Raw genomic sequence first — 24,808 nt, forward strand, 5'->3', positions numbered from 1 at the left:
CACAGGGGTTTCACGCGGTAAATGTCTTCCCATAACGAGCAACTGGAGCCGACGCCCTTTGAGCCTGCGCCGGCCCCGAAGGCTGATGCGCAGTCCGCATCACCGGGCACACCAACCTGGGTGTGGCCAACGCTTGCAGGGCTTGCCGCACTGGCGGTGCTGGTTGTGTTCTGGTTACCCTCCAAGGTGGGCCAGCGCTCGCCTGACGCTGCCGGGACGGCCGCGGCGACAGCAACCGAAACGACACAGGACACCACGCCGCCGGCCACGCGCACACCCGTGGACCAGCCCGCTGCAGCAGATGCCTCACCCTGGTCCGAAGCCCAGGCAGCACGTTTGCGCAAGGAGGCAAAATCGGTACTGCAGAGCCTGCTGGACCTGCAGTTCACGCTCGAGGAACGCGGTGCCGCGCAATGGGCCGCGGATGACTGGGCCACGGCCACCGCTTCAGCACAGGCCGGCGACGAACTTTACCGTCAGCGCCAGTATGTCGACGCCAGGGATCAATATGCCCAGGCCCTGCAGCAACTGGAGGCCATCGAGTCACAGATACCGGCAACGATAGACACCACCATCGAGACGATTCGTGCTGGCCTGGAAGCGGGATCCCGGCAACAGGTAACCGCAGGGATAGAGACACTGACGCTGCTGGCGCCGGATCACGACCAGCTTGCAGGACTGCAGGCGCGCGCAGCGGCGCTGGAAGCCGTGGCGGAGCGCCTGGCGACCGCGGCATCGGCAGAAGCCGAAGGTGATCTCGGCCGTGCCGAAACCCTGCTGGGCGAGGCGGTGGCACTGGACCCGCAGCACCAGCGCGCTGCTGCCGAGCTGGCTCGCGTCAGCGCGGCCTATATCGACCAGCGCTTCAACGACGCCATGAGCGAAGGCTACGCAGCACTGGACCGGGGCGCCTACGACAGCGCCCGCGAACAGTTTCGCACCGCTGCGGCACTCAAGCCCGGCGCCGGCGAAGCAGGCAGTGCCATCGTGGAAGTGGACAGCGCGCAGCAGGCGAGCAGGCTCAGCGCCATCAAATCACGGGGAAACCGGCTTGAGCAAGGCGAACAATGGCAGCAGGCGGTTGCCGCCTACCGCAGTGCCCTGGAGCTGGACCCGAACATACTGTTTGCCCGCGAAGGCCTGCAGCGCAGCCAGGCGCGGGCGCGACTGGATAAGCAGTTACGGCAGTTCATGGAAAAACCGGAGCGGCTATCTGACATCGCCGTGGCAGAATCCGCGGGCACACTGTTAAGAAACGCACGCGCCATTGAACCCAGGGGAGCGCTACTCACCCAGCAGATAGCGGCGCTGGAAAACCTGCTACAGGATTACAACAGGACAATACCGGTAACCCTGCGCTCGGACGGCGAGACCGAGGTAATCGTCTACAAGATCGCACGCCTCGGCCGCTTTACCGAAACACAACTGGAGCTTCGTCCCGGCAGCTACCGGGTGCGCGGCAGTCGACTGGGATACCGCGATGTATTGCACACACTGGACATCAGCCCACAGGACCGAAGTCCAAGCCTGACCGTCAGCTGTACGGAGCGCATTCCTTGAACCCGCAGGACAACCACAACCCAATCCAGCCCAGTGCGTTCGAGCCATTGTCTGCGCACGCACCGCAGGCACAACGCCAGCGCCATCCCTGGCGCTGGGCACTGGGCGCGGTGGCGCTGCTGTTCCTGCTGATAATGGGATTTCTGCTTAGCGCCCGCTCACTGCAGATATCGGTACAGGCAAGCGCGCCAGTGGACATCGACATCGATGCCATCACCCTGCCTTTCGGCAATCGCTATCTGATCAGGCCCGGCGTCTACCGGGTGCGGGCTACCGCCGAGGGCTACCACCCGCTGGAAATCAGCGTCACTGTCACCGATGAGGACAGCCAGCGCAGCGAACTGGTGATGGCGCCGCTACCCGGCAAGCTGGATATTGTGTCGCAGCCCTCCGGAGCCAGGGTCTTCATCGACGAGCAACACGTCGGTGACACACCACTGCAGTCACTGTCGGTAGAGGCAGGCACATATACCCTGCGCCTGCAGGCCGAGCGCTACCTGGCACATGAACAGCAGCTCGAGGTGGAAGGACGCAACAGCTCACAGCAATTCACCATTGCGCTGCAACCGGGATGGGCTGAAGTGAGTGTCAGCAGCACTCCCGCAGGTGCACAAATACTGCTGGACGGTGAAGTGGCCGGCGTTACACCGGCGAAACTGGAAGTCATGCAGGGTGAGCACCAGCTGATGCTGCAGCATCCGACTCACGCCGACTGGCAACAGGACCTCGAAATTACCGCCGGCATGGCACAGGACCTCGGTAACATAACTTTGCAGGCGGCCGCTGGCCTGCTGCAGCTGGACAGCCAACCCAGCGGCGCCAACGTCACCCTGGACGGGGAATTCCAGGGGCAAACGCCACTGGAGCTGGCGGTATCGCCGGGGCGCCCGCATCGCCTGTCCCTGTCCAAGCCGGGCTATCGCCGTTTCAGCGAAGAGATCAGCATGCAGGCCGCGCAGCGCGACACGCGCACGGTCAGGCTGAGTGCCAGGCTGGGCGAGGTGAATTTCCGCATCTCACCGGCACAGGCAACACTGCGTATCAACGGAGTACCCAGGGGTACGGGCAGCCAGGTGCTGTCATTACCCGCGGTAGAGCAACGAGTGGAGATTGCGCTCGACGGCTACGCCACTGTCAACCGGCGCATCACCCCCAGGCCGGGACTACAGCAGCTGGTTGAGGTGTCCCTGAAAACCGAGGCCCAGGCCCGCGCAGCGCGCATACCCTCACAGGTGATTTCCGCGCTGGGGCAGACACTGCTGCTGTTCGACCCGGCGCAGTCACCCAACGCTGACTTCACCATGGGCGCCTCCCGGCGCGAGCCCGGTCGACGCGCCAACGAGGTGCTGCATCCGGTGGCGCTGCGACGCAGCTTCTACCTGCAGACGACGGAAGTGACCAACGCCCAGTTCCGGCTCTTCGACCCCAAACACGACTCCGGCCAGATCGAGGGCAACAGCCTGAATCGCGACCACCAGCCCGCGGTCCAGGTCAGCTGGCAGCAGGCGGCGGCGTTCTGCAACTGGCTCAGCAAGCGCGAGGGCCTGCCGCCTTTCTACCGCGAGAGCAACGGCATCATTACCGGCTACAACCCTTCCGCAACAGGGTATCGCCTGCCCAGCGAGGCCGAGTGGGCCTGGGCCGCGCGCAGCAACGGCGCGACACTGCTGAAATTTCCCTGGGGCGACACTTTTCCGCCCGTCGACGCGGTGGAGAACTACGCCGACAATACGTCCGCCTACGTGACCGGCCGCATCCTCAGTGGTTACCGCGATGGACACGTTGTCAGTGCGCCTGTCGGTTCGTTCCCGGCCAGCGCGCGCGGCCTGTATGATATGGGCGGCAATGTCGCCGAATGGGTACACGACGTGTACATCATCCCGTCGGCCAACGGTGACACCGAAACCGACCCGCTGGGCGCCCAGTCGGGCGACAACTACGTGATTCGTGGCGCCAGTTGGTCGCACAGCCGGATCGGCGAGTTGCGTCTCTCCTACCGCGATTATGGGCAAGCCGGACGCGATGACGTAGGATTCAGGATTGCGCGATATGCGGAGTAAGACATGAGCATCCGAGCAGCCGTGATAACGGCGGCACTGTTTGCCACACTTGCCAGCGGCGTCCTGCTGGCGCAGCAGGCGGATCCGGCTGAAAAAGAGGACGGGACTGCGACTGCCTCCGCCAACCCGGGCACCGGAGCTGAATCCGGGCAGACGCCAGGCCGTGACGAGGCCGCGCCGGCTGGTGACAGCGATCCATTCGACTACGAATCGTCTGAGCAGATTTCAGAAGACCTGTCGGTCTCCTTCCCGGTGGATATTTAGGGCCTACCCATGAAACAAAGGATGTCATCCGAATTCATTTACCAGCTGTTCGCGCTGCTCATCGCGGTCATCGTGGTGCACGCCGTGTACGTGGGCGCGATTCGGCCCGCCGCGGATGCACAGATCCGCGAGGAAATGGCGCTGCAGGCTGCCGGCGCCGACTACGTACCCGAGCGCAGTTTCGTCGTGGTGATCCGCGATTTCGAGCAGGAGGCCTGTTTTATCCTGTTGATCTGGGCGCTGGCGATTATGGGCTACAAAGGCAGGCGCACGCTGCGCGAGCAATCGCTGCTCGATCGGCGCCTGCTGGATATTCCCGAGGGCACCAGCGTGCTGCCCGCCGACGCCCGCGAGTACAGTCGCTCACTGGAGGCCCTGCCCGATGAGGAGCAAGATTACCTGCTGCCGCGCACCCTGCTCTCGGCGCTACAGCGATTCGCCACCACGGGCAGTATCCAGGCGGTGTCGGACACCATCAAGGAGAGCTGTGAGATTGAAGCCGACCGGCTCGATTCTGAGCTGTCCATGGTGCGTTACATCGCCTGGGCCATTCCCTCGATCGGTTTTATCGGCACCGTGCGCGGTATCGGCGAAGCGCTGGGGCAGGCCTACAAGGCCGTGGAAGGCGATATCACCGGTGTAACGGTAAGCCTTGGAGTGGCCTTTAACAGCACCTTCGTCGCCCTGGTGCTGTCCATCATTATCATGTTCTGCCTGCACCAGCTGCAGCTTTCGCAGGAGCGCCTGGTGCTGGATTGCCAGCGCTATGCGGACAAGCGCCTGCTGCGGCACCTTGTCTCCTGATGACTGTCGCCCTGCTGGACATCAACGACTGCAACCTGCAGCTCTGGGGCAGCACACGCCTTGTGCAGAGCCCCGGTTATGCACTGCTTGAGGGTAGCGAATACCGCTTTGGCAGCGACGCCAGGGGGCGCGCCCGCCTGCAACCACGAGCAATCAACAATCGCTTCTGGTGGCAACTGAACACGGAAGCACTGCAACCCTCATTGGGACCCGCACGACACACGGCTGACCTCGCCCATGCGCATCTGCAGTGCATTCACCGGGAGGGCGGCGAGCCGACGGAACTGCTGCTGGCCTGTCCCGGGAGCATGCAGCGCGAGCAGCTGAGCCTGTTACTGGGCATCGCCCAACAATGCCCCTTCCAGGCCGTGGGCCTGGTGCATCGCAGCGCCCTGCTGGGCAGCCTGCACGGCGGTAATGGGCCACTGTTCCACCTCGAGCTGCAGCTGCACCAGGCCCTGGTCACGCAACTGCAGGCAGACGGCAAAGAAATAACAGTGCAGCGCGCAGTGCCGCTCCCTGGCTGCGGCATGCTCCAGGTGCAGGAACATCTGGTGACCGTTGTTGCCAACGCCTTCATCCAGCAAACCCGCTTCGATCCGCGACGCAAGGCGGCAACTGAGCAACAGCTCTACGACGCGCTGCCGTCTGCGCTGCAGTCACTGGCCGTGCAGGCAGAGACCAATATCGAGATCAACGGCTATCGTGCCAGGGTGTCAAACACAGACATGGCCACTGCCGGCACGCGCCTGTTTACAGCTGCGGCCGATGCCGTGAAGAAAGAGGCGGCAGGCGCACAGGTAATCGTAGACCCATTGCCGGCCATGCTCCCGGGGTTGCACACACACTTTGGCAATCTGCAGGTGAGTGACGGGGATGCTCTCTGGCAGGCAGCGCAGCGGCACGGGGGAGCGCTGGTCAATCGCGAAACGGCACTGAGCTTCATTGCCACCCTGCCCTGCCTGGGCGGCGAACAGGTGACTGCAATAACCCCGGAGCCCGTCGCCGAACCGGAGGTGATCGAGCCCGTCAGCCATCCCACGCACCTGTTGATCGGGGCCAGTGCGCAAGCACTGGCAACTCACATGGACGCCGCACCCGGGCTGAGCCTGGAACAGGACGACCGCGGCTGGCGACTGTGCGACACCGCGGTCGTCAATGGTGCCAGTTGTCACGCCGGCACTGTCCTGCGCACCGGCGACCGCATTGCCCTGGGCGATACGGTGGCCCTGTTGATTGAGGTGCAGCCATGAACCGCTTGCACAGCGCGCACAACAAGCCCTGCCTGCAGTCAGCGATGCGGGCGTGAGGTGCGGCCATGGCAAGGAAACAGAAACGCCAGTTCACCACATTCAACCTCAGCTTCCTGGACATCATGTCCTGCGGCTTTGGTGCGGTGGTGCTGGTATTTCTGATCATCGATCACTCCATGGCGGTGCACTCACGCGACCTTAACCAGGACCTGCTTGCAGAAGTGGATTTCCTCGAGGAGGAGGTCACCGAGGGCGAGGCCGGACTGGTGCGCCTGCGCAATACGCTTTCAGACCTCGATATGCAGATGGTGGAAGCCAACGGCCGCGCCACGCGTATCAGTGAGGAAATCGAGGAGTATGAAGCCCTGATTGCGGCGCTGCGCACGGACGGCTACACCGAAAGGGAAGACATCGAGCAACTCAAGGCCGAGATACAATCCCTGGAACAGGAAGTGAAAAAACTGCGCGAATCGGCACCGGAACCCGGTGGCGACAGTGCGCGGACCTTCATTGGCGAGGGCAACCGACAGTACCTGACCGGTCTCAACCTGGGCGGACGACATATCGCCATCCTGCTGGACGTATCGTCGAGCATGCTCGCAGACCGACTTGTAAACATCATTCGTCTGCGCAACATGGGCGAAGATGTGCAACGCCGGGCCGACAAGTGGAAACGGGCACTGGAAACCGTTGACTGGCTGACGGCACAGCTGCCCGTGAGTTCGGACTACCAGGTGATAACCTTTAACACCCAGGCGACTCCGGCCCTGGCGGGCACCGAAGGCAAGTGGCTGGAGGTCGCCAACCAGGCACAGCTGGAACAACTGTCGCAGGCGTTGCGCAAGATTGTTCCCGGGGGCGGTACCAGCCTGGAAAACGCCTTCATCGCGCTGCAGCGGCTGAACCCGGCACCCGATAACATTTTCCTGATCACCGACGGCCTGCCCACCCAGGGCACCAGCGCGCCGCGCGGCAGCAAAGTCAGTGGCAAGGAGCGGCTGGCGCTGTACCAGAAAGCCGTGCGCCAGTTACCTGGTGGCGTGCCGGTGAACATCATCCTGGCGCCAATGGAGGGCGATCCCATGGCTGCGGCGGCATTCTGGCAGCTGGCCCAGGGCAGCAATGGTTCATTCCTGAGCCCCTCGAAGGACTGGCCCTGATGGCGCGGCGGCGAGCAACAGAAGAGTTCTCCCTCTCCTTCCTGGACGTCATCTGTTGTGGCTTTGGCGCGGTGATCCTGTTGCTGATGATCACCAAGACGGTGGAGCCACAGATAATCGAGGCCTCCACCGTCAACCTGAAAGGCAGGCTTGCCGACCTGCAGGAGCAGCTGTACGAGATTCGCGGGGATTCCGTGGTGCTCAATCGCGACCTGAATGCAAAGCACGAGCAGCTGTCGGAGTACGAGGAGCGAATCGCGATCCTGCGCGGCCAGCTGGCCAGCGCGCGCTCCCGGCACGACAGCATCCAGGTTCAGCGCAACAGCAATGATGTGGTCAGCGAACAGCTGGCGATTGCCCGCCAGCAACTCAGCGCGGAAATGAAGCGGCTGCTGGGCACGCAATACCAGTCGAAGAATAACCTGATTGGCGGGATTCCCGTCGACAGCGAGTACATTATCTTCATCATCGACACGTCCGGCTCCATGTTCTCCTACGCCTGGGAGCGCATGATCAACGAGGTCGAGGCCACCCTGAGTATCTATCCGGAGGTCAAGGGCATCCAGGTGATGAATGACATGGGGCAATACATGTTCAGCCGCTACCGGGGGCAGTGGATTCCCGACTCTCCGGGGCGCCGCCAGGTAATCATGCAAAATCTCAGGAACTGGAACGTGTTCAGCAACTCCAGCCCCGTGGAAGGCATTACCGCAGCCATTCGTACGTTTTATGATCCGGGCAAGAAAATAAGCCTGTATGTGTTCGGGGACGAGTTCACCGGCAATTCGATAGCAGAGGTGGTGGCAACCGTGGATCGTATCAACCGCGAGGATGCGCAGGGCAACCGGCTGGTGCGCATCCATGGGGTCGGATTTCCCGTACAATTTATCCGTGCGCCGCATTTGCAGGCAACCGGAATACGGTTTGCTACGCTGATGCGTGAACTGGCCTATCGCAATGGAGGAACATTTGTTGCGCTCAATGATTACCGCCCCTGATAACAGGCTGTTCAGCGCTGTACTGGTACTCACCGCGATGCTACTCGCCGGCTGTGGGCCCACGCACGTGAAAGTGGAGGGCAATTTCCCCGCACCGCTGATGGAACCGGTGCCTTTGAAACTGGGCGTCTGGTATCCCGAAGAATTCGCCACGCATGAGTTCTTTGACGAAGCCAAGAGCCGCAGGGAGTCCAGTTGGGTGGTGAACACCGGGGATGCGCAGGTGGCGATGTGGGATACGCTGCTCAGCGGCATGTTCTCTGAGCTGACCCACATGAAAGGACGGCCGTCGCCGTCACAGATGAACCAGGTGGTCGACGCGGTACTGATTCCGAGTGTTGACGAACTGCAGTACGCGATTCCCCAGCATACCAACGTCAAAGTCTATGAGATATGGATGCGCTACCGCTTCGAACTGGTCACGGTCAGAGGTAAACCCATCGCCGAATGGACCATGTCGGCTTATGGCAAGACCCCGACCGCATTCCTGCGCAGTGACCAGGCCGCCGTCAACCTGGCCGCGGTGATGGCACTGCGTGACGCAGGGGCGAACTTTGCCACCAACTTTACCCGGGTACCGGAAGTGGCCGCCTGGATGCAGAGCAAACCTGCTCGCCGTGGCGCTGCGGCGGCTACAGCGCCCGGAGCCAAAGCGTCGCCCGTCAATGAGTCGGCAGGTGGTCAGGCAGGAGCCGAGCGACAGGAGGACTCAAAATGATCAAATACTGTTTGCCGTTCGCCCTGGGTACATTGCTATTGCAAGGCTGCGTTACGTCCACCGTCGATGAGATGGTATTCAACGAACCCGTTGAGGGCATCGGCGACGCCACGGTAGTGATTCTCGGCCGCCGGCATGCCAGTGATTACGAAACTGAACCGGACTTCATAGAGTGCGTCGGCGACCACATTTCCTCACGCGACAAGACCATCACCGTGGTAGATGAAATCGAGTTCGTCAATTCCCTGTACCCCTGGTTCGAGCCCCGCACCGCCCCCCTGCACCCGGCAGACATAGAGCGCCTGCTGGAACAGGAACCGGTTGCAGAGCGCATGCGCGAGCTCAAGACGGAGTACATGATCTGGATTGACGGTGTCACCGTGCGATCAGACTCCGCAGGCTCCATGACCTGCGGTATCGGCCCCGGGGGCGCGGGTTGTTTTGGCTTTGGCACCTGGAGCAACGACTCCAACTACGAGGCCGTGATCTGGGACTTTACTGATCGCGCCGAGGTCGGCCGTGTCAACACCACGGCCAGCGGCCAGTCCTACATGCCCGCAGTGGTTGTGCCCATCCCCATCATCGCCCCGGTGCAGGGCACGGCGTGTGACGGGATCGGTGACCAGCTTCTGGAATTCCTCTCCAGCGAGTATTGATGATGCCTTTCGCCCGCCTGCTACTGGCCTGCCTGATCGGCTTCGGCGCGACCCTGTCACTGGCTGACAGTGCCGGTGAAGAGGGGCACCAGAAGATTGTCGCCTCGGGCCAGGTCTATGAAGATCCGGAACTGCAGGAGTACATTAATCGCGTCGGCCAGCGCCTGGTCGCCAATTCAGACAGCCCGAAACAGAAGTTCACTTTCACCGTGCTGGATTCGGAAACCATCAATGCCTTTGCTGCACCCGATGGTTTCATCTACATCAGCCGCGGCCTGCTGCCTTATCTCGACTCGGAGGCGGAACTGGCCGGCGTGCTCGCCCACGAGATAGGACATGTCACCGCCAACCACCACGGGCGTCGCGGGCGGGCCGACATCACCAGCAAAATTGTCGCTACTACCGCCTACATTCTTACTGGCAGCCGCGACCTGGCCGACGTCTCCACGATGTACGGTGCGGAACTGATCAGCGGCTATGGCCGGGAAATGGAGCTGGAAGCAGATCGCCTCGGTGCCGAGTACATGCACCGCACCGGTTACGATCCGCAGGCCCTGCTCCAGGTTATCGGGGTGCTCAAGGACCAGGAACAGTTTCAGCGTGTCAAGGCCAAGGCCACGGGCAAGCCCGCCGGCACCTACCACGGCCTCTACGCGACCCACCCGCGCAATGACAAACGCCTGCAGGAGGTGATCCGTAAAGCCGGCGAGCTGGAACTGGACGAGTACCAGGAAAGCCCGGAACAACCCGGCGAATTCCGCCGTCACCTGCAGGGGCTGGTATGGGGAAAAAGCGTGCAGGGGCAACGCGAGGAAAACCGCTACTATCACAACAAGCTGGCGTTCACCTTTGAACACCCGGATGGTTGGACAGTTGCCTCGGGCAGTCAGTCGATTGTAGCCAGTGCACCTGACGGGAGCGCCTCACTGACTGTTACCCTGCGCCGTCGCGACCGCAATGCGCCGCCGGAACAAGTGCTCAACGACAGCGCCCGGGGCAGCCTTGCCGAGGCCGCGCCACTGGATCAGGCCGGGCTCAAGGGCTATACCGCCATCGCCAGCAGCGGTGGCACCTCCAAGCGGCTGGCAGTGATTGACTACAACTATACCTACCTGTTCGAGGGGCAGGGCCAGGGACCGGCCGCCGACGCGACACTGCTGCAGATCATTCAGAGTTTTCGACCACTGCATCCGCGGGAAAGACAGGCCGGCACGCCACGCTATGTGGATTATGTGCAGGTGCCCAGGGGCGCCACCTTCGCCACGATCGCTGCCAGCATCCGCATACCCTATGCAGAGGAACAGCTGCGCCTGCTCAATGGCATGTATCCGCGTGGGGAACCCCGCACCGGGGACTGGATCAAGGTCATCCGCTGAGCCTCGGCCCAGGGTCGGCGACGGCACGCAGACTTTGTACTAGGCTTGATTGATCCACCGCTTAACCAGAGCACCGACGCTTATGCTGCCAATTCGTACATTGCTCCTGCTGGCACTGATTACTCTCCCCGGCGCCGTCCGCGCCGCAGAGATGGTGCTGTACACCGCCAGCAAGATCATCACCATGGAACACACTCTCCCGGAAGCCACGGCGGTTGCTGTCGAGGACGGGCGCATCGTGGCTGTTGGCTCCAGGGAGGAACTGGAACCACTGCTCCAGGCGCGCGGTGGCAGGCTGGACCAGACGCTGGAGAACAAAGTATTGATGCCCGGCTTCATAGACCCCCATGTGCATCCGTCCCTGCCCGCAGTATTGACCCAGTTTCCATTTCTCGCCCCGGACGACTGGCACCTGCCGACCGGGGACTTCCCCGGCGCCACAGACCCGACCGCTTTCAAGGCGAGCCTGCAGGCGCTGGTGCAGGATTACCGTAACGATGGCGTGCCCTTTATCGCCTGGGGCTACCATCCGCTGTGGCACGGGGAGGTTTTCCGGGAACAGCTCAACGCCTGGTTTGGAGACACACCGGTGATGTTGTGGCACCGTTCCTTTCACGAGTTGATCGGGAATGACGCCGCTCTGCAAATGCTGGGCGTCACCGAGGAAGAGGTGGCGAACCATCCGGAGATCGACTGGCCCAGGGGGCATTTCTGGGAAAACGGATTGAAATTCCTGGTGCCGAGGATGTCGTTCCTGTTCAGCCCCGATCGCTTCGGCCAGGGTATGGCCAACTTCCTGGAGATGATGCATCGCGCCGGTGTCACCACCGCACTGGACATGGGCACGGGCATTTTCGGCAACCCGGAACAGGAAATTGCCCTGATACGCCAGGCAGCAGAAGGCCGGGCGGCGCCCGCGCGCATTGTACTAACGCCCATCATTACCGACTTCCTCGCACGCAAAAAAACGCCGCAACAGGCACTGCAGGAGATTCAGGCCTGGCAAGCAGACAACTCCGGTCGCGTCTCCGTTGGCAACCACTTCAAGATCATGATGGATGGCGCCATTTTCAGCGGCCTGTCGCAGATGGGGCCGCCCGGTTACCTGGATGGCCACGAGGGATTATGGATGGCGCCGCTGGAAGTCACCACCGCCTGGGCGCGATTTTTCTGGCAACAGGGTTTCCAGATTCACGCCCACACCAATGGCGACAAGAGTGCCGCGGCGCTGATCGACCTTGTGCGGACCCTGCAGGCGGAACACCCGCGCGTTGACCATCGCACAACACTGGAACACTTTGCCTATTCCACTGAAGATCAGAGCCGCCAGATGGCGGCGCTGGGGATGTTGGTGTCGGCCAACCCCTATTACCACTACCTGCTTTCGGACATGTACGCCGAGCGCTGGCTGGGACCGGATCGCGCGGCACAGATGGTCAGGCTGGGCTCACTCGAGCGCCTGGGTATGCCCTTCGCACTGCACTCGGACAGTCCCATGGCACCGCTGTCACCGCTGACCCTGGTCGCAACCGCAGTGAACCGCGTGACCATCAATGGGCATCTCAAGGCCCCCAGGGAAAGAACGAGCCTGCAAGCCGCCCTGCGCGCCATAACCATTGATGCCGCCTGGATAATGGGAGAGGAAAATGACATCGGTTCCATCCGCGCCGGCAAGCGCGCTGACTTCGCTGTTCTGGAGCAGGATCCCTATACCGTGCCCCCGGAGCAACTGCAGGAGATCCCGATCTGGGGAACGGTATTTGCGGGAGAGCTATACCCCGTTGACGAACCGTGACCGGGTTGCGCGCGATCGCAACTACTGATCCCTTTGCTGCACCAGCACCCAGGGCGGCGCTACCACGGCCCAGAGTTCCTGGTTACGTTCGTACCAGGCCAGTGCCCGCTCGTCCCCTACCGGGGCGACCTGTCCGGCGGCGATCCACGCCTGGAACTGGTCGGTGTTGTCCAGCCCCAGTTGCACGGCCACTTCAACCAGGTCGAGGTCGGCACTGATGGTGACCACACTGCCGTGGGCATAATAGGTTTGCAGATCATGCCAGTTGATGCGGGCCGTCTGGCTCAGGTACTCACGCCGCAGCAGAGTCTCCCTGTCTTCAGGCAGCTCATCCATACCGGGAATCGGCTACAAACGGATTTGTACGCCGCTCCTGCCCGAACGTGGAGGTCGGACCATGACCCGGTATAAACGTAATATCGTCACCCAGCGGGAACAACTTGTCGCGTATGCTGCTAATGAGCTCATCGTGGTTGCCCAGCGGGAAATCAGTGCGGCCGATCGACCCCTGGAATAACACGTCGCCAACCCATGCCACCTTCTGGGGTGAGTAGTAAAACACCACGTGACCCGGCGTGTGCCCCGGGCAATGCACCACCTGCAGGGTCTGCTCGCCCACGGTGACCGTGTCTCCCTGCTCCAGCCAGCGGTCCGGCTCGAAGGGATCGGCATGCGGAAAGCCCGACATCTGGCACCACTCAGGCAGCTTCTCCAGCCAGAAGGTATCGCCTTTCTGGGGGCCTTCAATGGGTACTTCCAGTTGCTGGCGCAGCACATCCGCCGCAGCACAGTGATCCAGGTGCGCGTGCGTGAGAATCACTTTTTCCACCACGGCGTCCATTTTTTCAACGGCCTCCATGATCCGTTCGACGTCGCCACCCGGGTCGACAATCGCGGCCTTACCAGTAGCCTGGCACTTGATAATGGAACAGTTTTGCTGGAAGGGGGTGACGGGCACTATTGTGCACTGTATCGACATATCTGGAACCCGGATTCTCGTCTGAAATTGGTGGCAGAGGATACCACAGCCCGCTACCGAAGCGTGGTTCAGGGCGTTGGTGTGGTTAGCGCCTCGTCGCGAGTTCCCGCACCGTCCTGGTCGGCAAGAGGATCCTCGAAAACATACTGATCGAACTGCTTCTCGCTCTTGCCGACAATGACCGCGACCGTGGCATCACCGGTAACATTGACCGCGGTACGTACCATGTCCAGCAGCCGGTCTACGCCAATGATGAGCGCTATACCCTCAACTGGCAGCCCGGCCTGCTCAAGAACCAGGGCCAGCGTAATCAGGCCAACACCCGGCACCGCCGCAGTGCCAACCGACGCCAGGGTAGCGGTGAGGATCACGGTGATGAAATCGCCCATGGACAGATCTACGCCATAAACCTGAGCAATGAAGACAGTCGCCACGCCCTGCATTATCGCAGTGCCGTCCATGTTGATAGTGGCGCCGAGTGGCACCGTGAATCCGGCAACAGAGTTATGTACACCCATGCGCTTTTCGACGGTACGTAGGGTAATTGGCAGGGTGGCCCCCGAGGATGCCGTGCTGAAGGCAAATGCCCAGATGGGGCGCATCTTGCGCATCATCATTGCCGGAGACAGCCCGGTGAGGCCCTTCAGCAACAGGCTGTATACGCCCAGGGCATGCAAAAGCAGCACACCGATTACTGTGAATACATAAGCCGCCAGGTCAAGTATGGCGGCAATACCCAGGTTGGAGAACAGCTTCGACAGCAGCGCATAGACACCATACGGTGCCAGGGACATCAGGATCTCCACCATCTTCATGATGGCCGCATCCACGTCGCGAAAGAAGCTGGCAAGGCGACGGCCCGGCTCCCCGGCATGCGAAATCGCGTAGCCGAATAACAGGGCGAAGACGATTATCTGCAACATCTTGCCCTCGGCCATGGCCTGCACCGGGTTGGACGGGAAGATGTCCACCAGCACATCAGTCAATGGAGGTGCTTCACTGGGCTCGAAACTCGCTGCGCCCGGCATTTCCACGCCGGCTCCCGGACTGATCAGGGACGCAAAACACAGCGCCAGGGTAATCGCCACGGCGGTTGTGAGCAGGTAAAAAGCGAGCGTTTTCCCCGCTATGGGGCCCATACGCGCGCTGTCGCCGAGAGAAGAGGCGCCGCATATCAACGAGACCAGCACCAGTGGCACCACCAGCAGCTTCAACGAGGCGACAAATATACGGCCGACCACGTCAAACACCCCGTCGACCAGGTACACATCGATGCTGGATTGCAACGCATCCGGCACGGCCGGCGCATTCAACAACAGATTGAGCACGGACCCGGTGGCAATGCCCGCCACCATGGCCAACAGGATGCGGTTGGTCAGTGTCACTCGGGACACTCGCCTTTCAGGTAGCCGCTAACAGCGTCGTCGGCACAGGCGTTGCAACCTGAGGCGTACTGTTGCTTGCCGCCTGCTGCCAGTTCTGCACAGACGGGGTCATATTCCATGGTACACACCTGTGGCCGGGGATCGGCACACTGGGTTACCAGGCTTGGTGTAGGCGGGGTTTCACATGCAGCGAGCAGCAATACCAGCAACGCGCCAGACACGATGCGCATACGTGTACTCCATTCGTTTTTTCGGGGGCGATGCAAGCCTAACATCCTTTCAGCCTGCGCGCACCGCACACCCGCCACCACGGGATGTGAACTAGCGAGCGCCCTCACGCAGCATCTTCTGCGCGATCAGGATAGTATTTTCAAAGCTGGCGACGGAAATTTTCTCGTCGGTGCCATGGATGCCGCTGGTGTGCGCTGCGGGAACCTGCATACCGTGAAACCGGTACTGGTTGTCTGCCAGATCGACGTAGTGCCGGGTATCGGTGGTGGCGACCAGCAACGACGGCACCACCACCGCGTCGGGGTATACCGCGCTGACCGCGTTGGCTATCACCCCAAAACCCTCGGCGCGGTGATCCGCCACGCCAGGCCGGTTTTCCCAGGGCAGGTAATCAATGCTGATGCCCGGATCGTCGATGACGTCACGGACATAGGCGACCACCGAGTCCACGGTGGTACCCGGCAACAACCTGAAATTAACCTTCGCCTCGGCTCGCTGCGGGACCACATTCTCTTTCACGCCGGCGTTGAACATGGTGAGTGCGGTAGTGGTCTGTACCATCCCGGCAGTCTGCCTGTCTTCCGCCATCTGCGATGCTACCAGCCCCTCGAACAACCAGAGATTGGCAAACGCAAACCGCCGCGGCTGCTCTACATGGGGAGCCAGCGTCTCCAGCATCAGGTCTACCGGAGCGACCAACCGGGGAGGAAACGGCTGCTGCTCAAGCCTGGCCAGCGCCCGCGATAGTCGCCCGATGGTACTCTGTGCCGGCGGCTGCGAGGAGTGCCCGCCTTCTCCCGCAACCGTTAGCGCCAGGGTCAAATAGCCCTTCTCAGCCACATTAATCATGGCCAGCGGTTTCTCAGGCAGTACCGGATTGTCGCTCACCACCAGACCGCCCTCGTCCACCATCCAGTCGAAGTAGCGCCCTTGTTCGCGCAGGCGGGCGGCCAGTGCCGCCGCGCCATGGAGACCGCTGACCTCTTCATCGTGGCCAAACGCCAGTACAATCGTCTTGCGCGGTTGATACCCCTCGGCCAGTAGCGTATCCACGGCCTCCAGCAAACTGAGTACGCCGACCTTGTCATCGAGGGTGCCGCGGCCATAGATCATGCCATCTGCGATAACCCCCGCGAAGGCAGGGTGGGTCCAGTCATCCTCGGTGCCAGGCTCCACCGGCACCACATCCGTATGGGCAGTGAACAGTATCGACCCGGCTTGCGCCTCCGTCCCCGGCCATGTGAACAGCAGACTGTAATCATTTATCGTCTCTACCTGCAGCTGCGTAAACACCCGGGGATAGCTGGTGCGCAGGAATGCATTGAAGGCCTGGAAAGGGGCATAGTCGGTCTGCTCCGGATCCTGTGAACTGATGGTCTGGAAGGTCACCGCCTCGGCCAGGCGTTCTGCTGGCGATGCGTGCACAGCAGTAGCCGCCAGCAGCGACAACCACGAAGCAAAAACAATCACCACGTGGAATGTTATCTTGGAAGTCGTCATATTTTTTCCAGGCTCCGCGGCAGGAGCAGGTCTTGCATTACACCACAGCCCGCGTCGAGACCAGACCAACCGGGGATAGCCAGTTCGAGCCGGGCATAGGCCGCGGTGGGTAAATTGTTCAGTGAATGCTCGCCAGTCAGCCAGTTGATGAGCACGGTCAGGGCGGGATTATGTCCGATCAGGAACAACTCGCCAACGCTGTCGTCCCGGGCGGATATCCAGTATGCGAGATCGTCGCCGGAAAATGTATACAGGGCTTCTTCCGTGTGGTGTGGAAGTGTGGCCACGGCAGGCCAGCTGCTGCACAAGCCCTCCAGGGTCAACCGGGCACGGCGAGCCGGGCTGGTGTGGATCGAAACCGGTTCAATGCGCCGGGACAGCGCTATGCCCATACGCGGCGCGTCGCGGCGTCCGCGCTTGTTGAGCTCGCGTTCACGGTCAGCCAGTCCCGGCTGGCTCCAGGAGGACTTGGCGTGTCGCATAAGGTGCAGTACTTTCAAGCTGGCCCCTCCCCCGAATATTGGCCTGACCGGGACCCTGGCGGTCAAATGAGTCTATACTCTACACTGGATTCATACGAGAGGTGCTTCATGCTCAAGTCTGTCAAACTTCGCGACTACCTGATAACGCATCCGGCGAAGGTTCACCCCGACGACAGCGTTATGGAAGCCATGCGCGTGATCATTGACAACAAGATCTCCGGGGTTTGCGTGGTGGATGAGCGGGAAAACCTGGTCGGCATTCTCTCTGAACTTGACTGCTTGCGCGCAGCAATGGGCTCGCTGTACAACAACAGCAAGGTTGGACTGGTCAGGGACTACATGGCATCTGACAATCTGGTGGTTGCGCATCCGGAAGAGGATATTGTCGACGTGGCCCAGGATATGCTGGACAAGAACAAGCGGCGCAGGCCGGTAGTGGAGAACGGAAGGCTGATCGGCCAGGTCACCTGTCGACAGTTGCTGAAGGCAATTCGCCAGTTTAACAAGTAAGCCCTGATACACATTTCCTGTCGTATTTCCATCTCGTAATGGAACTCGGGCTGGCGCATAATGCGCGGCCCATCCTCAGTATCACTAGTTCACACAAGACTCTAATTCACTATGAATAAAACCATTTCCCAACGTATTGCGGAGGAGCTGGCCGTGCGTGAAGCACAGGTCAATGCCGCAATCGATCTTCTTGATGAGGGCGCGACGGTACCCTTTATCGCCCGCTACAGAAAGGAAGCTACCGGCGCATTGGATGACACCCAGATGCGCCATCTGGAGGAGCGCCTGCACTACCTCCGTGACCTGGATGAGCGCAGGGATGCCATCCTCAAGAGTATTGACGAGCAGGGCAAGCTCACAGCGGAGCTCAGTCGCGCCATCGCCGCTGCAGACACCAAAAACCGCCTGGAAGACCTGTATCTCCCGTTCAAGCCAAGGCGACGCACTAAAGCGCAGATAGCGCGCGAAGCCGGACTGGAGCCACTGGCGGACAAGCTGCTGCAGGACCCGATGCTGGACCCTGAATCTGAAGCCGCTGGTTTCCTCAACGCCGAGGCTGGTTTCACTGATATCAAGTCAACATTGGACGGTGCCCGCCAGATTCTTATGGAACGCTTCGCAGAGGATGCCGACCTGCTGGAAAAACTGCGTCAGTTCCTGCTGGAGCATGGCCAGCTAAGTTCTGCGGTGGTGGCCGGCAAGGAGCAGGAAGGCGCCAAGTTCAGTGACTACTTTGAACACATCGAACCGCTGTCAAAAGTGCCTTCGCACCGTGCACTCGCCATGTTCAGGGGGCGCAACGAGGGCGTGCTCAATCTTCACCTGTTAATGCATGCCGAGGAAAAACCCACCGATGCTCACCCGTGCGAAGGCATGGTGGCGGAGCACTGGGCAATCCGCGATGAGGCCCGCCCGGCAGATACATGGTTGCGGGAAGTCGTGCGCTGGACATGGCGCGTCAAGTTACTGACCCACTTGCAAACAGACCTGCTGGGGCAGTTGCGGGAGCGCGCGGAACGGGAGGCAATCGAAGTTTTCGCCGCCAACCTGAAGGACCTGTTGCTGGCAGCACCCGCCGGCCAGAAGGCGACAATCGGCCTCGACCCGGGACTGCGCACCGGCGTGAAAATGGCGGTGATCGATGCCAACGGCAAAGTGCTGGATCACGGCAGTATCTTCCCACATGCTCCGCAGAAGCGAACCCATGAAGCGGAATCAACGCTACGACAAATGATTGAAAAGTACGACGTTGACCTGATCGCTATAGGCAACGGCACGGCCGGGAGGGAAACAGACCGGTTTGTCGGCGACCTGCTGAAAGCCCATCCGCAACTCGGTTGCCGCAAGGTGATGGTGAACGAGGCCGGCGCCTCGATTTACTCCGCGTCAGAGTTTGCGGCCCGGGAGTTCCCCGAACTGGACGTTACCATACGCGGCGCTATCTCAATCGCGCGTCGACTGCAGGACCCGCTGGCGGAACTGGTGAAAATTGAACCCAAATCCATCGGCGTAGGCCAGTACCAGCATGATGTCAGCCAGGTACAGCTGGCGCGACAGCTCGATGCCGTGGTGGAGGATTGTGTCAACGCGGTGGGCGTGGACGTCAATACGGCATCAGTGCCGCTGCTGGCAAGGGTGTCGGGCCTGAACCAGAGCCTGGCCAGCAACATCGTGCAGTTACGCGACCAGGAGGGCAGCTTCACCTCGCGGCGAGCGTTACTGAAAGTGCCCCGCTTTGGCGACAAGACATTTGAGCAGGCGGCGGGGTTTCTGCGCATCCACGGTGGCGAGGACCCCCTGGACGCGTCAGCGGTGCACCCGGAGTCCTACCAGGTGGTGGCAAGGATCGCTGCGCACAAGGGCAAGGACATTGCCAGTATCATCGGTGACAGCGGTTTCCTGTGCGGCCTGCAGCCGGCTGACTACACCAGCGACAGCGTGGGGCTGCCCACGGTCAGGGACATCATCGCCGAACTGGACAAACCGGGGCGCGACCCAAGACCTGAATTCAAGATGGCAGAATTCCAGGAAGGCGTTGAGAAGCTCTCGGACCTGCGCCCGGATATGGTATTGGAAGGCACCGTCACCAACGTGACCAATTTTGGCGCTTTCGTGGATATCGGTGTGCACCAGGATGGCCTCGTCCACATCTCCGCACTGGCAGACAAGTTCGTCAAGGACCCGAGGGAAGTGGTAAAAGCCGGCGATATCGTGCGCGTGAAGGTCATGGAAGTGGATGAGGCTCGCAAACGGATCGGCCTGTCAATGCGCCTGGCCGACAAAGCCGGTGAAGCAGGCAGTGGCCGCAGCGCCAAGGAGAGTAAGCGGCAGCGAGGGCACAGCAGGGCCAAACCGAGGCCGGAGAAAGCCGCGACCAACACCGCGCTGGCTGATGCGTTTGCACGGGCCGGGCGCAAGTAAGCCCAATACCGGCTGGCCGGTAGCCGCAGGTGCCGTGCTTTTTGACTTTGATCTACTTGCACCCTCGCGCCTGAGGGTGCACAGTCTCCTGACGCAGCCGCGCACGGGAGAGTCACATGGAACAGCTTACGGAGATAGACAACACGTTCGTGCAAATGGAGAGCAATCGCACGCCCATGCACATTACCCCGGTGATGTTCTATGACCAGTCGCAGGCGCCAGGAGGCAGGGTCAGGTTCAAGGACATTCTCGAGGTATTCAGCAAGAACCTGCACAAGTCCAAGGTTTTTCGACGCAAACTAGCCGGCGGCGCACTGGGCTTCGATACGCCTTACTGGATAGAAGACGCGGACTTTGATCTGGAGTTTCATGTTCGCCATATCGCCCTGCCCAAGCCAGGTGACTGGCGCCAGCTGTGCATCCTGATGGCTCGCCTGCATGCCCGCGGCCTCGACATGAGGCGGCCGCTCTGGGAAGCCTACGTGATAGAAGGCCTCAATGAAGTGGAAGGCCTGCCTCCCAACAGTTTCGCCATCATGATCAAAATTCATCACGCAGCAATAGACGGCGTATCCGGCGCTGAAATCATCACCGCCATCCACAGCATGGCGCCGGACGATCCGCTGCCGGATGTAGACGACGACTGGCAGGGGGAGGTACAGCCGCCACTGGGCAAGGTTGTCACCCAGGCCTATATCAACAATGTGAAGCGCCCGCTCAGGCTGGTAAGCACCGTCAGCGAACTCGTACCAAACCTCATCAAAGCCAACCGCCTCACCGAGGCCCACCATGAGGGTGAGGAAGAGGCCTCAACCAGCAAGACCCGCTTCAATGGGCGCGTCAGTTCGCACCGCGTAACAGATACGCTGGTAATGGAACTGGCGCGTATCAAAAAGATCCGCCAGCACGTGCCCGGCAGCACCATAAACGATGTGATCGTCACTGTTGTCAGCGGCGCCATGCGCAAGTATCTGCTGGCCAAGGACGAACTGCCCGAGCATAGCCTCACCTGTGCCGCACCCATCAACGTGCGCAGGGAGCGCAACAGTGGTTCCAAGGGCAACGAGGTAGGCATGATGACCATAGACATGGCAACGGACAGGGAAGATCCGCTGCTACGTCTTCAAGCGGTGCTAAAACATTCGCAAAACTCGAAGGAGACCTCGCAGGTAATTGGCACCGGAGTGATGATGGATGTTACACGCAGTCTATGGCCGCAGTTTGCCAAGTTGACCATGCGTGCAGCCACCTTCGCTGCTGAGCGGGATGCGGTGCCCATGCCAATCCACACTGTGATTTCGAACGTCCCCGGACCGCAACAGCCGCTGTATCTCGCCGGCGCGAGGTTACATATGTTGATGGGGCTCGGGCCCCTGGTAGACATGGCCGGCTTGTTTCACGCGGTTATCAGTGGCATGGGGCTGATCAGCATCAACTTCCTGTCCTGCCGGGAAATGATGCCGGACCCTGACTTCTACAAGCAATGCCTGGAAGAGTCCTATGATGAGCTGGAAAAGGCTACTTTCCGCAAAGCGAAACCGCGTAAGCGCCGTGCGAAACGCGCCTGACCGGGGTTAATCCCAACCCTGCTCAGATGCATCGATGACTATTGAGGGCGGACCGGCTGGTGCAAACCGCTGTTGTAGCCAAGGTGCTATCGCGCCCGGTAACGCGTTTGAACTGCTTATGATTGGCAGTGACAGCAACAGCGAATCGTCCGAGGAATTGAGCCTGACAAGGTGTGCTGGCTGCCCCGGTGATGCCTGTATGCGTATTGCATCCCATTCTATGAATACGCCGTGGCGCTGCTGCCAGGCGATCTCGGTAGCCAGCATTTCAACTTCCTGCATAAATTGCTGACAGATACTTTTTTGTGCGGCGAGGCGCCCCGGGGCGCGAAACTGGACGCTCAGCCCCCTGTAATGGCACCGTGGACCGAGCTCACTGAACTCCCAGTCGGGCGTCACCAGCTGCGGTGACACAGGAATCGGTTGCGCCGTCCTCGCTGCCGTCAACGCCGTACAGGTAATTCCCGTACAGAATTGTTTCAGAACGCGCTGCTCATAACCCGCCTGCTGATCACTGCGAGGGTGGGCCAGCATAACCGTACGGCCGTCGACGCTGACTGACGGCACCTCGCGCTCGTTCAGTCGCAACGCCACCGGCATGCCCTGATCGATTGCGGCGACCAGCGCCACCAGCCCTTCTGCATAACGCCCCACAGCTCGCGACCAGAACACCAGGCGCTGCGCCTGTTCAGAAGAATCCGCTTCGCTGCGGGCGAGATCCGCCTCGGCAAGGTATGTCTCCGCCAGTTCCAACAGGGCAACGCTGGCAAAGCGTGAACGCGCGTCATCATCTGCTACCTGCAGCGCCGTTATGGTGCGCTCAAAGCGACTGTCGGCAGCCTCCACTGTTGCCAGCGAGGCCACCTGCGGTAGCAGGAACAGCGCCAGTGCCAAAGGCGCTGCAGCCAGGAAGCTCAAACTTCTCACCCGACAGCGCACTGCTGGGGGCCACTGACGCCTGAGCCTGCGCTCAATCAGCCAAATACGTAGAACGCGATCTTGTTACCGTCTGGATCGCGCACGTAGGCACCGTAAAACATGTCGGGGATACGCTGCCCGGGCTCACCCTCGCAGCTACCGCCCAATGACTTGGCTTTATGGTAGAGCTCGTCCACCTTCTCCTTGCTGGGAGCGGTGATGGCGATCATGTTGCCGTTTCCGGGTTGCGGGTCACTTTCATTGTAGGGCACGCACACCGCCAGCATTGGCGCATCCATTCCCGTGCCAATAAATGCGATGCGATCCATATCCATAATGACGGAAGCACCCAGGTCACTAAGCAGGTCCGAGTAGAAGGCTTTCGCCTTTTCCATATCCGTGACGCCAATCGTTACATATCCAATCATTTCTCACGTGCTCCTCAAGTGAATTCCGGAGACAAAGGCTACATGATGTAGCCGGGTAAAGGTAGGGCCTGGGCACACTGGCCAACGCGTCAGGGGGCGGTGCCGATCTGAAGGGCCAACTGCTCCGAATCGAGTTCCTCGGGCCCGCGTTTCACAACGACAAAATGATGCAGGCAATTTATCGAGGCGATGATTCCCGGATGGTAAAGCGACACTTCAAGCAATTCGTGAACCAGCTGGTGCAGCGGCTCATCGGCCGACACACCATCGCGGTGGCGAACCAGCAAACTCGCCTTCCAGTCTTCGAGTATGTAGAGTCCGCCCGGGCGCAAGCGGGGAAACAGGGTTTCGAATGTTACTCGTGAGGGGCCATAGAGGTGCGATGCATCGTCAATCACCAGATCCAGCGTCTGGTCAGCAAAGGTAGTATCAACCACCTTGACCATTTCCTCCCGATCCGACTGATCAACGCCAAAACAGGTGTGCAAGCTGCTGTGCAGGTCCTGGTCTTTCTTGTAGTGATCGAGTGCTGGTGCACCACTGCTGAGCTCAATGCAACATAGCCGACGGGGTCGCAACAAATTCCAGAAGAAAATGGCTGAGCCGCCGTCGCGTACACCCACCTCGACCATGTTCTCGACTTCTGAACCCGCCAGGCACTCCATGTAGCTGTGCAAAAAACGCGGCCCCTTGAAAAGACTGACCACGTCATTTGAAGAAGGCTGTTTATCCAGCCCTCGAGTAAGCTGCAGGAGAACACCCTGGCACTGCAGGGTCATTTCATCGAGGAATTGTACTGAGGCCCCCTGGAAGTGCTCTGCGATAAAGTGATTGCACTGATCCGGCGTCATAAATTAATCAAGCTCGTTTCTAGCAAGAGGCTAGCATCATAGATAATCACAGCGCGTGCGGCGAGACCTATTATCACGCTTGCCACAACCGGAGAGACCTTACACGCGCCCATAAAAAAATCCCGCTACTCAATCGAGTAACGGGATTTCGTATTAAAGCCTGGCGAGAGCCTGCCCCGCTTTATCGGGTAGAGCCTGCCCCGCTTTATCGGGTAGAGCCTGCCCCGCTGTATCGGGCATGACCTACTACAGGAAGCGAGCGGTGCTCGCTTTCCCTTCGGGACGCCTGCGGCGCCTCCTTGCCGTACCTACGGTACAGGCCGGGTCACATGTGCCCAATATCTACTGACAGAGAGTCAACGCATCCTAAATAGAAAAACCCCCTGCAGCGATGCTGCAGGGGGTTGTTCTATTTAGAAGCCTGGCGATGACCTACTCTCACATGGGGAAGCCCCACACTACCATCGGCGATGCGTCGTTTCACTTCTGAGTTCGGGATGGGGTCAGGTGGTACCAACGCTCTATTGTCGCCAGGCAAACTGGCTTGAGGCGCGACAGCGGCGACAACCATGCCCGATAAAGCGGGGCAGGCTCTACCCGAAAAAGCGGGGCAGGCTCTCCCGGCAATCTTCTGGCCGGGATGACGGTGCGCACTTCACGTCCTCAAATAAGGTCAGGTAAATCAAACTGCTTGTTCTGGTGTGTTGATCTTCAACACTGGACTTGTCACAACATCCAACTGTCTTCTCTCTAACGCCCTTACTGCATCCCCGACTACAGCAGCCAGGAACAACGGTAAAGCCGTCAAATAACTTGGATTATATGGTCAAGCCTCACGGGCAATTAGTACTGGTTAGCTCAACGCCTTACAACGCTTCCACACCCAGCCTA

At 60.5% G+C, this 24,808-nt stretch carries 23 protein-coding genes and 1 rRNA gene; 14 read left to right on the forward strand and 10 right to left on the reverse strand.

Features of this window, described 5'->3' with window-relative positions; genetic code table 11:
• The first annotated feature begins 21 nt into the window (after positions 1-21).
• The 11 genes from F0M18_RS17520 (at position 22) to F0M18_RS17570 (ending at position 12,644) form a co-directional block, all read left to right on the forward strand.
• Entirely contained in the window at positions 22-1,560 is a 1,539-nt protein-coding gene (locus tag F0M18_RS17520; protein WP_149612764.1) for a tetratricopeptide repeat protein, read from the forward strand.
• A complete protein-coding gene (locus F0M18_RS17525) occupies positions 1,557-3,620 on the forward strand; it encodes a PEGA domain-containing protein (RefSeq protein ID WP_149612765.1) in 2,064 nt (687 codons plus the stop codon). The genes F0M18_RS17520 and F0M18_RS17525 overlap by 4 nt, the downstream gene beginning before the upstream one ends.
• 3 nt (positions 3,621-3,623) lie before the next feature.
• Positions 3,624-3,884 carry a hypothetical protein gene (locus F0M18_RS17530; protein ID WP_149612766.1) on the forward strand — a complete coding sequence of 87 codons (261 nt, stop codon included), beginning with the start codon at positions 3,624-3,626 and terminating at the stop codon, positions 3,882-3,884.
• A 21-nt stretch (positions 3,885-3,905) separates the two neighbouring features.
• On the forward strand, positions 3,906-4,688 hold the full coding sequence (locus tag F0M18_RS17535) for a MotA/TolQ/ExbB proton channel family protein (protein ID WP_394349412.1): 783 nt from the start codon (positions 3,906-3,908) through the stop codon (positions 4,686-4,688).
• Positions 4,688-5,941, forward strand: a complete 1,254-nt coding sequence (locus F0M18_RS17540) for an FHA domain-containing protein (RefSeq protein ID WP_149612768.1) — start codon at positions 4,688-4,690, stop codon at positions 5,939-5,941. Before F0M18_RS17535 ends, F0M18_RS17540 begins: the two co-directional genes overlap by 1 nt.
• A gap of 65 nt (positions 5,942-6,006) precedes the next feature.
• Positions 6,007-7,101, forward strand: a complete 1,095-nt coding sequence (locus F0M18_RS17545) for a vWA domain-containing protein (protein WP_149612769.1) — start codon at positions 6,007-6,009, stop codon at positions 7,099-7,101.
• Positions 7,101-8,099 carry a VWA domain-containing protein gene (locus tag F0M18_RS17550; protein ID WP_149612770.1) on the forward strand — a complete coding sequence of 333 codons (999 nt, stop codon included), beginning with the start codon at positions 7,101-7,103 and terminating at the stop codon, positions 8,097-8,099. The genes F0M18_RS17545 and F0M18_RS17550 overlap by 1 nt, the downstream gene beginning before the upstream one ends.
• Positions 8,071-8,817, forward strand: coding sequence for a hypothetical protein (locus tag F0M18_RS17555; protein ID WP_188109789.1), 747 nt, complete (start codon positions 8,071-8,073; stop codon positions 8,815-8,817). Before F0M18_RS17550 ends, F0M18_RS17555 begins: the two co-directional genes overlap by 29 nt.
• Positions 8,814-9,473 (forward strand): hypothetical protein, encoded by a 660-nt coding sequence (locus F0M18_RS17560; RefSeq protein ID WP_149612771.1) that lies wholly within the window; start codon positions 8,814-8,816, stop codon positions 9,471-9,473. The genes F0M18_RS17555 and F0M18_RS17560 overlap by 4 nt, the downstream gene beginning before the upstream one ends.
• Entirely contained in the window at positions 9,473-10,849 is a 1,377-nt protein-coding gene (locus tag F0M18_RS17565) for a M48 family metalloprotease (RefSeq protein WP_149612772.1), read from the forward strand. The genes F0M18_RS17560 and F0M18_RS17565 overlap by 1 nt, the downstream gene beginning before the upstream one ends.
• Before the next feature lie 82 nt (positions 10,850-10,931).
• Complete coding sequence (locus F0M18_RS17570; protein WP_188109790.1) at positions 10,932-12,644, forward strand: amidohydrolase; 1,713 nt, start codon at positions 10,932-10,934, stop codon at positions 12,642-12,644.
• Between the two features lie 21 nt (positions 12,645-12,665).
• Here F0M18_RS17570 and F0M18_RS17575 read toward each other — a convergent pair whose 3' ends face one another.
• From F0M18_RS17575 to F0M18_RS17600, 6 genes are all read right to left on the reverse strand, one after another.
• Positions 12,666-12,980: a DUF2288 domain-containing protein gene (locus tag F0M18_RS17575; RefSeq protein WP_149612773.1), complete on the reverse strand. Its 315-nt coding sequence runs from the start codon at positions 12,978-12,980 to the stop codon at positions 12,666-12,668.
• A complete protein-coding gene (locus F0M18_RS17580) occupies positions 12,973-13,623 on the reverse strand; it encodes an MBL fold metallo-hydrolase (protein ID WP_149612774.1) in 651 nt (216 codons plus the stop codon). The genes F0M18_RS17575 and F0M18_RS17580 overlap by 8 nt, the downstream gene beginning before the upstream one ends.
• Positions 13,624-13,691: 68 nt before the next feature.
• The gene (locus F0M18_RS17585; RefSeq protein ID WP_149612775.1) at positions 13,692-15,008 is read right to left on the reverse strand and encodes a dicarboxylate/amino acid:cation symporter; all 1,317 of its coding nucleotides are present in this window, start codon (positions 15,006-15,008) and stop codon (positions 13,692-13,694) included.
• Positions 15,005-15,238 (reverse strand): hypothetical protein, encoded by a 234-nt coding sequence (locus F0M18_RS17590; RefSeq protein ID WP_149612776.1) that lies wholly within the window; start codon positions 15,236-15,238, stop codon positions 15,005-15,007. Before F0M18_RS17590 ends, F0M18_RS17585 begins: the two co-directional genes overlap by 4 nt.
• A 91-nt stretch (positions 15,239-15,329) precedes the next feature.
• Positions 15,330-16,739, reverse strand: a complete 1,410-nt coding sequence (locus tag F0M18_RS17595; protein WP_149612777.1) for a M20/M25/M40 family metallo-hydrolase — start codon at positions 16,737-16,739, stop codon at positions 15,330-15,332.
• Positions 16,736-17,239 (reverse strand): SixA phosphatase family protein, encoded by a 504-nt coding sequence (locus F0M18_RS17600; RefSeq protein WP_149612778.1) that lies wholly within the window; start codon positions 17,237-17,239, stop codon positions 16,736-16,738. Before F0M18_RS17600 ends, F0M18_RS17595 begins: the two co-directional genes overlap by 4 nt.
• Before the next feature lie 90 nt (positions 17,240-17,329).
• Between F0M18_RS17600 and F0M18_RS17605 the strand changes: the two genes are divergently transcribed.
• From F0M18_RS17605 to F0M18_RS17615, 3 genes are all read left to right on the forward strand, one after another.
• Positions 17,330-17,731: a CBS domain-containing protein gene (locus tag F0M18_RS17605; protein WP_223178006.1), complete on the forward strand. Its 402-nt coding sequence runs from the start codon at positions 17,330-17,332 to the stop codon at positions 17,729-17,731.
• Positions 17,732-17,842: 111 nt separating this feature from the next.
• On the forward strand, positions 17,843-20,152 hold the full coding sequence (locus F0M18_RS17610) for a Tex family protein (protein ID WP_149612779.1): 2,310 nt from the start codon (positions 17,843-17,845) through the stop codon (positions 20,150-20,152).
• Between the two features lie 116 nt (positions 20,153-20,268).
• Positions 20,269-21,720: a wax ester/triacylglycerol synthase family O-acyltransferase gene (locus tag F0M18_RS17615; RefSeq protein ID WP_149612780.1), complete on the forward strand. Its 1,452-nt coding sequence runs from the start codon at positions 20,269-20,271 to the stop codon at positions 21,718-21,720.
• A 6-nt stretch (positions 21,721-21,726) separates the two neighbouring features.
• Here the strand turns inward: F0M18_RS17615 and F0M18_RS17620 are convergent, their stop codons facing one another.
• The 4 genes from F0M18_RS17620 to rrf form a co-directional block, all read right to left on the reverse strand.
• Positions 21,727-22,638, reverse strand: coding sequence for a hypothetical protein (locus tag F0M18_RS17620; protein WP_149612781.1), 912 nt, complete (start codon positions 22,636-22,638; stop codon positions 21,727-21,729).
• Positions 22,639-22,694: 56 nt separating this feature from the next.
• Entirely contained in the window at positions 22,695-23,066 is a 372-nt protein-coding gene (locus F0M18_RS17625; RefSeq protein WP_149612782.1) for a VOC family protein, read from the reverse strand.
• Positions 23,067-23,155: 89 nt separating this feature from the next.
• Positions 23,156-23,917 (reverse strand): class I SAM-dependent methyltransferase, encoded by a 762-nt coding sequence (locus tag F0M18_RS17630; RefSeq protein ID WP_149612783.1) that lies wholly within the window; start codon positions 23,915-23,917, stop codon positions 23,156-23,158.
• A 419-nt stretch (positions 23,918-24,336) separates the two neighbouring features.
• Positions 24,337-24,452: ribosomal RNA gene (gene rrf, locus F0M18_RS17635) — 5S ribosomal RNA — on the reverse strand.
• Positions 24,453-24,808: the final 356 nt, after the last annotated feature.

Source organism: Pseudohalioglobus sediminis, from assembly GCF_008370495.1.
Classification (GTDB): Bacteria; Pseudomonadota; Gammaproteobacteria; order Pseudomonadales; family Halieaceae; genus Halioglobus.

Excerpts from the sequence above, each read along its gene's own strand:
- F0M18_RS17520 (WP_149612764.1), top strand. The coding sequence starts at position 22 with ATGTCTTCCCATAACGAGCAACTGGAGCCGACGCCCTTTGAGCCTGCG.
- F0M18_RS17530 (WP_149612766.1), top strand. The coding sequence starts at position 3,624 with ATGAGCATCCGAGCAGCCGTGATAACGGCGGCACTGTTTGCCACACTT.
- F0M18_RS17535 (WP_394349412.1), top strand. The coding sequence starts at position 3,906 with ATGTCATCCGAATTCATTTACCAGCTGTTCGCGCTGCTCATCGCGGTC.
- F0M18_RS17540 (WP_149612768.1), top strand. The coding sequence starts at position 4,688 with ATGACTGTCGCCCTGCTGGACATCAACGACTGCAACCTGCAGCTCTGG.
- F0M18_RS17545 (WP_149612769.1), top strand. The coding sequence starts at position 6,007 with ATGGCAAGGAAACAGAAACGCCAGTTCACCACATTCAACCTCAGCTTC.
- F0M18_RS17550 (WP_149612770.1), top strand. The coding sequence starts at position 7,101 with ATGGCGCGGCGGCGAGCAACAGAAGAGTTCTCCCTCTCCTTCCTGGAC.
- F0M18_RS17560 (WP_149612771.1), top strand. The coding sequence starts at position 8,814 with ATGATCAAATACTGTTTGCCGTTCGCCCTGGGTACATTGCTATTGCAA.
- F0M18_RS17565 (WP_149612772.1), top strand. The coding sequence starts at position 9,473 with ATGATGCCTTTCGCCCGCCTGCTACTGGCCTGCCTGATCGGCTTCGGC.
- F0M18_RS17570 (WP_188109790.1), top strand. The coding sequence starts at position 10,932 with ATGCTGCCAATTCGTACATTGCTCCTGCTGGCACTGATTACTCTCCCC.
- F0M18_RS17575 (WP_149612773.1), bottom strand. The coding sequence starts at position 12,980 with ATGGATGAGCTGCCTGAAGACAGGGAGACTCTGCTGCGGCGTGAGTAC.
- F0M18_RS17580 (WP_149612774.1), bottom strand. The coding sequence starts at position 13,623 with ATGTCGATACAGTGCACAATAGTGCCCGTCACCCCCTTCCAGCAAAAC.
- F0M18_RS17590 (WP_149612776.1), bottom strand. The coding sequence starts at position 15,238 with ATGCGCATCGTGTCTGGCGCGTTGCTGGTATTGCTGCTCGCTGCATGT.
- F0M18_RS17595 (WP_149612777.1), bottom strand. The coding sequence starts at position 16,739 with ATGACGACTTCCAAGATAACATTCCACGTGGTGATTGTTTTTGCTTCG.
- F0M18_RS17605 (WP_223178006.1), top strand. The coding sequence starts at position 17,330 with ATGCTCAAGTCTGTCAAACTTCGCGACTACCTGATAACGCATCCGGCG.
- F0M18_RS17610 (WP_149612779.1), top strand. The coding sequence starts at position 17,843 with ATGAATAAAACCATTTCCCAACGTATTGCGGAGGAGCTGGCCGTGCGT.
- F0M18_RS17615 (WP_149612780.1), top strand. The coding sequence starts at position 20,269 with ATGGAACAGCTTACGGAGATAGACAACACGTTCGTGCAAATGGAGAGC.
- F0M18_RS17625 (WP_149612782.1), bottom strand. The coding sequence starts at position 23,066 with ATGATTGGATATGTAACGATTGGCGTCACGGATATGGAAAAGGCGAAA.
- F0M18_RS17630 (WP_149612783.1), bottom strand. The coding sequence starts at position 23,917 with ATGACGCCGGATCAGTGCAATCACTTTATCGCAGAGCACTTCCAGGGG.